At 67.5% G+C, this 7688-nt stretch carries 8 protein-coding genes; 1 reads left to right on the top strand and 7 read right to left on the bottom strand.

All coding sequences use genetic code 11. The annotated features are described in order from the left end of the window. The 5 genes from FV234_RS24535 to FV234_RS24515 all read right to left on the bottom strand — a co-directional run. Positions 1-124 (bottom strand): GTP-binding protein (locus FV234_RS24535; RefSeq protein ID WP_246686237.1); only part of this gene is annotated, 124 nt, incomplete at its 3' end. A 94-nt stretch (positions 125-218) separates the two neighbouring features. Beyond that, entirely contained in the window at positions 219-2294 is a 2076-nt protein-coding gene (gene fusA / locus FV234_RS24530; RefSeq protein WP_147754335.1) for an elongation factor G, read from the bottom strand. Between the two features lie 31 nt (positions 2295-2325). Continuing rightward, the gene (gene rpsG / locus FV234_RS24525) at positions 2326-2796 is read right to left on the bottom strand and encodes a 30S ribosomal protein S7 (RefSeq protein WP_147728202.1); all 471 of its coding nucleotides are present in this window, start codon (positions 2794-2796) and stop codon (positions 2326-2328) included. Between the two features lie 143 nt (positions 2797-2939). After that, positions 2940-3311, bottom strand: a complete 372-nt coding sequence (gene rpsL / locus FV234_RS24520; protein WP_066927123.1) for a 30S ribosomal protein S12 — start codon at positions 3309-3311, stop codon at positions 2940-2942. Positions 3312-3687: 376 nt separating this feature from the next. Continuing rightward, positions 3688-4371 (bottom strand): DUF805 domain-containing protein, encoded by a 684-nt coding sequence (locus FV234_RS24515; RefSeq protein WP_147832245.1) that lies wholly within the window; start codon positions 4369-4371, stop codon positions 3688-3690. A 218-nt stretch (positions 4372-4589) separates the two neighbouring features. Between FV234_RS24515 and FV234_RS24510 the strand changes: the two genes are divergently transcribed. Further along, the gene (locus FV234_RS24510) at positions 4590-4991 is read left to right on the top strand and encodes a hypothetical protein (protein ID WP_147832243.1); all 402 of its coding nucleotides are present in this window, start codon (positions 4590-4592) and stop codon (positions 4989-4991) included. Positions 4992-5105: 114 nt separating this feature from the next. On the opposite strand, the gene recA is transcribed toward FV234_RS24510, so the two are convergent. Next, on the bottom strand, positions 5106-6200 hold the full coding sequence (gene recA, locus FV234_RS24505) for a recombinase RecA (protein ID WP_147754337.1): 1095 nt from the start codon (positions 6198-6200) through the stop codon (positions 5106-5108). A 136-nt stretch (positions 6201-6336) separates the two neighbouring features. Further along, positions 6337-7688: response regulator (locus tag FV234_RS24500; RefSeq protein WP_147832241.1), on the bottom strand; the 1352-nt coding region annotated here is incomplete at its 5' end.

The raw sequence follows: 7688 nt of genomic DNA, 5'->3' as shown, positions 1-7688 counted from the left end.
CCCCGCCGGACTCCGCCAGGACCTTCGTGATCGCCGCCGTCAGCGACGTCTTGCCGTGGTCGACGTGACCGATCGTGCCAATGTTGCAGTGCGGCTTCGTGCGGGCAAACTTCTCTTTGGCCATGGTAGCCTCCGGTTCGGTGAGTGGTGCGCGCCGGGCCTGCGGTCAGGCCGGCGTCGCGGATGGGATGTCGAGGATCGGCTTACGCGTACTGGAGCTAGGCGTACTTGGCGATGACCTTGTCGGCTTCGCCGCGCGGCACTTCCTCGTAGTGGTCGAACTGCATCGTGAAGTTGGCGCGGCCCTGCGAGAAGGAGCGCAGCTGGTTCACGTAGCCGAACATGTTGGCGAGCGGCACCATCGCGTTGATGACGTTCGCGTTGCCGCGCATGTCCTGGCCCTGGATCTGGCCGCGGCGGGAGTTGAGGTCGCCGATCACCGAGCCGGTATACTCTTCCGGCGAGACGACCTCGACCTTCATCACCGGCTCGAGCAGCACGGAGCCGCCCTTCTGCAACGCCTCGCGAAGAGCCGCGCGGGACGCGATCTCGAAGGCCAGCGCCGAGGAGTCGACGTCGTGGTAAGCGCCGTCGATCAGCTCCACCTTGATGTCGACCACCGGGAAGCCAGCGAGAATGCCGGCGCCGAGGACCGAGTTGAGGCCCTTCTCGACGCCCGGGATGTACTCCTTGGGTACCGCGCCGCCGATCACCTTCGAGGCGAACTCGAAGCCCTTGCCGGGCTCGTTCGGCTCGACCACGAACTTCACCCGCGCGAACTGGCCGGTACCGCCGGTCTGCTTCTTGTGGGTGTAGTCGATCTCGGTCCGCCGGGTCAGCTTTTCGCGGTACGCCACCTGCGGCTGACCGATGTTCGCGTCGACCTTGTAGGTGCGGCGCAGGATGTCGACCTTGATGTCGAGGTGGAGCTCGCCCATCCCGCGAAGGATGGTCTGGCCCGACTCCTGGTCGGTGGAGACGCGGAAGGACGGGTCCTCGGCCGCGAGCTTGGCGAGCGCGATGCCGAGCTTTTCCTGGTCAGCCTTCGACTTCGGCTCGACCGCGATCTCGATGACGGGCTCGGGGAACTCCATCTTCTCGAGGATCACGACCTTGACCGGGTCCGACAGCGTGTCGCCGGTGCGGGTGTCCTTGAGGCCGGCCAGGGCGACGATGTCGCCGGCGAAGGCCTCCTTGACGTCCTCACGGTTGTTGGCATGCATCAGGAGCATGCGGCCGACGCGCTCCTTCTTGTCGCGCGAGGAGTTGAGCACGTTGGCGCCCGACTCGATCTTGCCCGAGTACACGCGGCAGAACGTGATCGTCCCGACATGCGGGTCGTCCATGATCTTGAAGGCGAGCATCGAGAAGGGATCGCTGTCGGTCGGATGACGGACGATCTCTTCCTCGGTCTTGAAGTCGAGGCCCTTGATCTCGCCGCGGTCGGCGGGAGACGGCAGGTAGTCGACGACCGCGTCGAGCAGGGGCTGCACGCCCTTGTTCTTGAACGCCGAGCCGCAGAGCACCGGGTGGAAGGCGCGCAGCTGCACGGCGCGGCGGACGAGCATGCGAAGGGTCTCTTCGCTCGGCTCGACGCCGTCGAGGTAGGCGGTCATCGCCTCGTCGTCGAGTTCGACGCAGGCTTCGATCATCTTGGTGCGGTACTCGACCGCCTGATCCTTGAGGTCGGCGGGGATCTCTTCCTCGTCGTAGTTGGCGCCGAGCGCCTCGCCCGACCAGACGATCGCCTTCATCTTGATCAGGTCGATCACGCCGCGGAAGGTGCTCTCGGCGCCGATCGGCAGCTGCAGGCAGACCGGCTTGCCCGCGACGCGCGTGATGATGTCGGCGACGCACTTGAAGAAGTCGGCGCCGATCTTGTCCATCTTGTTGACGAACACGACGCGCGGCACGTCGTACTTGTCGGCCTGGCGCCAGACGGTCTCGGTCTGGGGCTCGACGCCCTGGTTGCCGTCGAGCACGCACACCGCGCCGTCGAGCACGCGGAGCGAGCGCTCCACCTCAATGGTGAAGTCGACGTGGCCGGGCGTGTCGATGATGTTCAGGCGCTTCTCGCGCCAGAAGCACGTCGTCGCGGCGGACGTGATCGTGATGCCGCGCTCCTGCTCCTGCTCCATCCAGTCCATGGTGGCGGCGCCCTCATGGACCTCGCCGATCTTATGGGACTTGCCGGTGTAGTAGAGGATCCGCTCGGTGGTCGTGGTCTTGCCGGCATCAATGTGGGCCATGATGCCGAAGTTGCGGTAGTCCTCGATCGCGTGGGTGCGGGGCATCGGGATCTCTCCGAAAGGGGCGTCGGGCCGCTTACCAGCGGTAGTGCGAGAAGGCGCGGTTGGCTTCAGCCATCCGGTGCGTGTCTTCCCGCTTCTTGACGGCGTTGCCGCGATTGTTCGCGGCATCGAGGAATTCGGCCGACAGGCGCTCGACCATGGTGCGGTCGTTGCGGCCGCGGGCGGCCTGGATCAGCCAGCGGATCGCCAGCGCCTGACGGCGCTCGGTGCGGACCTCGACGGGAACCTGGTAGGTCGCGCCGCCGACGCGGCGGGAGCGCACCTCGATCATCGGTGCGACGTTCTCGAGCGCGGCGCGGAACACCTCGATCGGGTTGGCGCGGGCGCGGTTTTCGACGATCTCGAAGGCGCCGTAGACGATCCGCTCGGCAACCGATTTCTTGCCCTCGTACATGATCGAATTCATGAACTTGGTGAGAACGATGTCCCCGTACTTCGGGTCGGGGATGATCTCACGCTTCTCTGCGGAATGGCGACGGGACATGGCGGGTTCTTTCGAACGACAAAGGGTCTAAGCACCCCGCGCAGGCCGCCTTGAGCAACTCCCTTCGGAGCGCCGGCGACATCCTTACGAGGCAGTGGAATGCCGTGATGTCCGCCCAGACCAAACGTCCGGGCGGGTCGTGCTTACTTCGGACGCTTGGCGCCGTACTTGGAGCGGCGCTGCTTGCGGTTCTTGACGCCCTGCGTGTCGAGCACGCCGCGCAGAATGTGGTAGCGCACGCCCGGAAGGTCCTTCACGCGGCCGCCACGGATCATGACGACCGAGTGCTCCTGAAGGTTGTGGCCTTCGCCGGGGATGTAGCCGATCACCTCGAAGCCGTTGGTGAGGCGGACCTTGGCGACCTTGCGGAGCGCCGAGTTCGGCTTCTTCGGGGTCGTCGTGTAGACGCGGGTGCAGACGCCGCGCTTCTGCGGGCAGGCGTTGAGCGCCGGCACCTTGTTGCGGCTCCGCTGGATCTTCCGCGGCTGCGCGATCAGCTGGTTGATCGTCGGCATCTGGTGCCCTCTTCCTCCGGATCGCGGCGCTGCGCGATCCCGTGCGACGTAACGTGGCTCCCTGCGGAGCCGCCCACGAATGCCCCCGAAGGGAAATCCGCAAAACGAATATGCGCCAGGGGTCGGTGAGGACCCTTGGCGCGCTGTCGGCAGAGGAGCACCCCTGTTGAGGCAGGCGCGCTCGTACCTACTGATCTGACGAGGACGTCAGGCGATGTGAGCCTTCGACGGTGGTTCGGCGCGTCGTCGACGGTCGGTCGGGCTTGTCGCCCAGCCTCGTCAGCAGCCCCCGGGCCGTTCGAAGTGGCGCGCTTCTAGCCTCCATCGCCGGGTGGGTCAATGGTTTCCGGCCGATAATCTCGCCTCCGACGAGAGGTTAAGGTTTTATGCGGGGCGGCGGCGGGCCGAAGCGATTGTCGCCCGGGTCGCCCTGGCGGATCAGGACGGCGAAGAACAGCCATGCGCCGGCGATCAGGGCGAGGAGGCTGCAGACCACGACGACCGCGACGGCGGCGTCTCCGGCGTTCGACAGCGCCAGGGGAACCGCCGCCAACCCCGCTACGAGCGGAACGATCGGCAGCCAGCTCCACCAGCCGCTGCGGTTTACGTCGTGGCACCTCTTGGTCGCGAGCGCGATGCCGGCCCAGGCGGCGACGAGCGAAGCGATCTGGCCGAAGACCGGGATCCAGCCCAGCAGCAGGTTGACGGCGAACAGGACGAGGAAGCCGTAGAGCCAGTAGTCGCCGAGGGCGACGCGTCCGTTCGGGCTGAGATAGAAGCGCGTCCAGTCCGGCCTGGCTGCGCCGTGGAGCGCCACCGGGTGCGTCGGAGCCTCCGGGAAGGCCGGCACGACGCCGGGAATCAGGTACAGGTCTCGCGCCGTTCCGATCGGCCGGGCCGAATCGCCCGATCCGGGCTCGACCTGGAAGTCGACTGCCTCGCCGGCGTGCGGGGCGGCGCTGCACAGGTCGGTCAGGCCGTAGGCGTAGCGGCGTCCGTCGTCGCCCGCGACGAGGCCCGGGGCCGAGGCTTCCGCAACCGCCAGAACGCGTCCCCGCATCGCCCCGAAATCCTCGTCTCCGCCCGATGCGGTGCTGTGTTCCCCGTGCGGGGCGGCCCGTCAATCCGGGCGTGGCGTGCCGGATCGGGGCAGGTCGTGCCGGATGCGGGCCGACATCGCTCACGGAAGATTAAAGCGATTGGTCGAATTCTCCGCTTCGTCGGGGCGGCGCGCTGCGCCCCCGGCGGTTCGCGATGTCGACGGTCAGGGTGATGCGTATGGGTAGCGTTTCGAGTGCGGCCGAGAACGTCGTCCCCTTCCGGCGGATCGCCGCCGCGGGCCGGCCTCTGCCGTACGAGGGTGGCGTGCGCGAGGGGCAGGCCCGACGCCGGTCCGAGCAGCGCGCGCTGATGGATGCGGTCTACGCCACGGGGACGCTCACGGTGGCCGCGGGCGATCGCGAGACCAAGCTCATCGCGTCCCGCCTGCAGGTCTACGGGTTCCTCGCCGTGGAGGAGGTCGAGCCGGAGGGCTCGCTGCGCCGCCTGCGCCCCTCCGAGGCGATCCGCGCCCGCGCCGAGCGCCCGTGGCGCCTGTCGAAGCCGGCCTATGCCGGTCTTTCGGTCAGCATTCCGACGGTGGACGACTTTCTGTTCGAGCCGACGGGCTTTTCGGCCTGAGATTCACTCGGCCGGCGCTTTTCGATTCGTTGGCCCTGACATGAAGAAGCGCGCCGCCCTCTCGGGCCGGCGCGCTTCTTCGTTCTGGATGGCTGATTCGAGGCGGTGCGGGACTTACGCCTCGCCCTCGTCGAGCTCGTCCTCGGTCGGCTTGGCGTTCTCGAGGATCTTCTCGGCGACGAGCCCGGAATTCTGCCGGATCGACGCCTCGATCTTGCCGGCGATCTCGGGGTTGTCGCGCAGGAACCCCTTCGAGTTCTCGCGGCCCTGGCCGAGGCGCTGGCTGTTGTAGGAGAACCAGGCGCCGGACTTCTCGACGATGCCGGCCTTGACGCCGAGGTCGATCAGCTCGCCGACCTTCGACACGCCCTCGCCGAACATGATGTCAAATTCGACCTGCTTGAACGGCGGCGCGACCTTGTTCTTGACGACCTTGACGCGGACCTGGTTGCCGATCGCCTCGTCGCGATCCTTCAGGGTCGAGATGCGGCGGATGTCGAGGCGGACCGAGGCGTAGAACTTCAGCGCGTTGCCGCCGGTGGTCGTCTCCGGGCTGCCGTACATCACGCCGATCTTCATCCGGATCTGGTTGATGAAGATCACCATGCACTTCGAGCGCGAGATCGAGCCGGTGAGCTTGCGCAGGGCCTGGCTCATCAGGCGCGCCTGGAGGCCGGGCTGGCTGTCGCCCATCTCGCCCTCGATCTCGGCGCGGGGCGTCAGTGCCGCCACCGAGTCGACCACGAGCACGTCGATGGCGCCGGAGCGCACCAGCGTATCGGTGATTTCGAGCGCCTGCTCTCCGGTATCGGGCTGCGAGATCAGCAGGTCGTCGAGCTGGACGCCGAGCTTGCGCGCATAGATCGGATCGAGGGCGTGCTCGGCGTCGACGAAGGCGCAGACGCCGCCCGTCTTCTGGGCCTCGGCGATGGTGTGGAGCGCGAGCGTGGTCTTGCCCGAGGATTCCGGCCCGTAGATCTCGATGACGCGGCCCCGCGGCAGGCCGCCGACGCCGAGCGCGATGTCGAGGCCGAGCGAGCCGGTCGAGACGGTCTCGACCTCCGCGATCTTGTCGTTCTTGCCGAGCCGCATGATCGAGCCCTTGCCGAAGGCCCGCTCGATCTGGGACAGCGCGGCGTCGATCGCCTTCGCCTTGTCCTTGTCCACCATGCCGGGGGTTTCCACCACTTTCAGTGCGGCCTGAGCCATCGTTCGGCATCCTTATGCAGGGGTTGGGCGCGCATCTCAATGCGCCGGAACCTGCATTTGATGTACCTATTTTGTTCTCATCGGGCAAGGGTGGAATCGCCCCCATGAGGAGTCATCTCCGTGCCTGCCCGCCGCCTTACGGCTCGGCCATCGTCGCCTTCACCGTCTCGACGAGTTGCTTGAGGCTGAAGGGCTTGGGCAGGAAGTTGAAGGTCTCGCCCTCGGGCAGGTTCTTGCGGAACGCGTCCTCGGCGTAGCCCGAGACGAAGATCACCTTGAGGTCCGGTAGGTGCTTGCGAATCTCGCGCAGCAGGGTCGGGCCGTCCATCTCCGGCATCACCACATCGGAGACGACGAGGTCGATCTGATGGCCGCCCTCGCGCACGATGTGGAGCGCGTCGATGCCGGAGGCGGCCTCGAGCACGGTGTAGCCGCGGGCCGAGAGCGCGCGGCTGTTGACGGCGCGGACCGGGTCTTCGTCCTCGACGAGGAGAATCACCCCCTGCCCGGTATGGTCGGCCGAGGGCTTTCGCGGAGGCGTCTTCGGAGCCGTCGTGGCCTTCGGATCGCCGACGAGGACGAAGTTCTCTCCCCCCGGCTGCGCGCCGGCCGCAGAAACGGACGCGTCGGCCGCGGCCGGCGGCAGCGCCGGCGCCGGCTCGGGCAGGGCCGCGGGCTCGTGGCGCGGCAGGTAGATCCGGAAGCTGGTGCCCTCGCCCACCGTCGACTGCACGTCGATGGTGCCGCCGGACTGCTTGACGATGCCGAACACCGTCGAGAGGCCGAGGCCGGTCCCCTTGCCGATCTCCTTGGTGGTGAAGAACGGCTCGAAGATCTTCTCCATCAGGTCGGACGGGATGCCCTCGCCGGTGTCGAGCACCTCGATCAGGACGTGGTCGCCGGCCGGCGCGCCGCCGCGCCCGTCGGGTTTGGCCGCCGCGCCCGGGTCGAGCACGTTGGCGGTGCGGATCAGCAGGCGGCCGCCGCCGGGCATCGCGTCGCGGGCGTTCACCGCGAGATTCACGATCACCTGCTCGAACTGGTTCACGTCGGCCTTCACCGGCCAGATGTCGCGCCCGTGCTTGAGGTCGAGCCCGACGCGCTCGCCGAGCAGGCGCTTCAGCAGCAGCGTCAGCTCCGAGAGCGCCTCGCCGACGTTCATCACCTCCGGCCGCAGCGTCTGCCGGCGCGAGAACGCCAGGAGCTGGCGCACGAGGCCCGCCGCCCGGTTGGCGTTCTGCTTGATCTGCATGATGTCCTGGAAGGCCGGGTCGGTCGGCTTGTGGCTCGCCAGAAGCAGGTCCGAGTAGCCGATGATCGCCTGGAGGACGTTGTTGAAGTCGTGCGCGATGCCGCCGGCGAGCTGCCCGACGGTGTCCATCTTCTGGGTCTGCGCGATCTGCTGCTCGAGCTGGCGCTGGGCCGTGGTGTCCAGGGCGTAGAGGATCAGCGGCTCGCGGTCGGCCTCCTCCTGCCCCTGCCCCGGGG

It is taken from the genome of Methylobacterium sp. WL8, from assembly GCF_008040045.1.
Lineage (GTDB): Bacteria > Pseudomonadota > Alphaproteobacteria > Rhizobiales > Beijerinckiaceae > Methylobacterium > Methylobacterium cerastii.
This window is presented reverse-complemented; position numbering and strand designations above follow the sequence as displayed.

Excerpts from the sequence above, each read along its gene's own strand:
- FV234_RS24510 (WP_147832243.1), top strand. The coding sequence starts at position 4,590 with ATGGGTAGCGTTTCGAGTGCGGCCGAGAACGTCGTCCCCTTCCGGCGG.
- FV234_RS24515 (WP_147832245.1), bottom strand. The coding sequence starts at position 4,371 with ATGCGGGGACGCGTTCTGGCGGTTGCGGAAGCCTCGGCCCCGGGCCTC.
- rpsL (WP_066927123.1), bottom strand. The coding sequence starts at position 3,311 with ATGCCGACGATCAACCAGCTGATCGCGCAGCCGCGGAAGATCCAGCGG.
- recA (WP_147754337.1), bottom strand. The coding sequence starts at position 6,200 with ATGGCTCAGGCCGCACTGAAAGTGGTGGAAACCCCCGGCATGGTGGAC.
- rpsG (WP_147728202.1), bottom strand. The coding sequence starts at position 2,796 with ATGTCCCGTCGCCATTCCGCAGAGAAGCGTGAGATCATCCCCGACCCG.
- fusA (WP_147754335.1), bottom strand. The coding sequence starts at position 2,294 with ATGCCCCGCACCCACGCGATCGAGGACTACCGCAACTTCGGCATCATG.